The 928-nt window shown below is 31.6% G+C and carries 1 protein-coding gene; it reads right to left on the bottom strand.

Annotation, left to right across the window (positions count from 1 at the left end; translation table 11 throughout):
- Positions 1–180 precede the first annotated feature (180 nt).
- Positions 181–928 (bottom strand): FEKKY domain-containing protein (locus A9996_RS19385; protein WP_248912390.1); only part of this gene is annotated, 748 nt, incomplete at its 5' end.

The raw sequence follows: 928 nt of genomic DNA, 5'->3' as shown, positions 1-928 counted from the left end.
AAAAAAATCGAGGAATTTCCAGAGTTTCGATCAGCTGTGTACTAACGTTGATGTATATGAGCTGTGGCGTGTTTTAGCACGAACCTCTCCAAATAAAAACCGGCTTTGGGAAATTCGCAGGATTTTCCAAGTAAGGAAAGACCAAGCCATAGCTTATATACGGTGTTGTAAAACGTTTTTTTATTTTATTCCAAATGGTTTTGTTGGCAATTCATTCAACCAATCTTTTCCATATTTCTTATTTAAATAATCTGAAATCATCCGATTGTTTTCAGTCGCTCTTTTAAACGACAAAGGGTCAATTACACAATTCTCTTTAATAAGTCCAATTCCATATTTTTCTTTGAAAGTAGCGAACCCATCGGGAATCGAGTTGTCAATTCCGTGAATAATGAAGTTTAGGTTTCCATCAATAATTCGTTGTTCAATTTGCTCATCTGTCAGATTTGTGTTTAAATTCATTGGGAAAGAGAAAGTTCCGTTATTAAATGTCGATTCCTTTTTCTCTACTAATCGAATTGTTATTGTATTCTTTTTATCGGTAATTCTCGATGGATAATATGTATAGGCCGTAAAATCGTCTGTTGCGAATCCGAACTGATATTTGCCTTTTCCAGGCAATGTTATTTTGAAACTTTGAGTGTTATTAATTTCAATTCTTTCATTTGTTTCGGTTACAAAAAATTCGCCAGAGTTAAGTTCCTTGCCAGTTAAGTTTTCAAAAACTACCTCTGCAATTATTTCTTTTTCAATCGCTTTAGAAACCATAAAATTCAACGCTAAAATCAGAGTTAATAATATTTTTTTCATCTTCTTTATTTTTATTTTTTCTAAATTTTCAATTTTATTCTTTAACATACAATTCATTATTAGGCTTCTACCTTTTTCAGTTAGTGAAACTGTCTTTTGGTTGAGTCTAAATGTTTTA

Source organism: Gelidibacter algens (assembly GCF_001678675.1).
Lineage (GTDB): Bacteria > Bacteroidota > Bacteroidia > Flavobacteriales > Flavobacteriaceae > Gelidibacter > Gelidibacter algens.
Note: the sequence above shows the minus strand (reverse complement) of the source record. Positions and strands in the feature narration are given on the sequence as shown.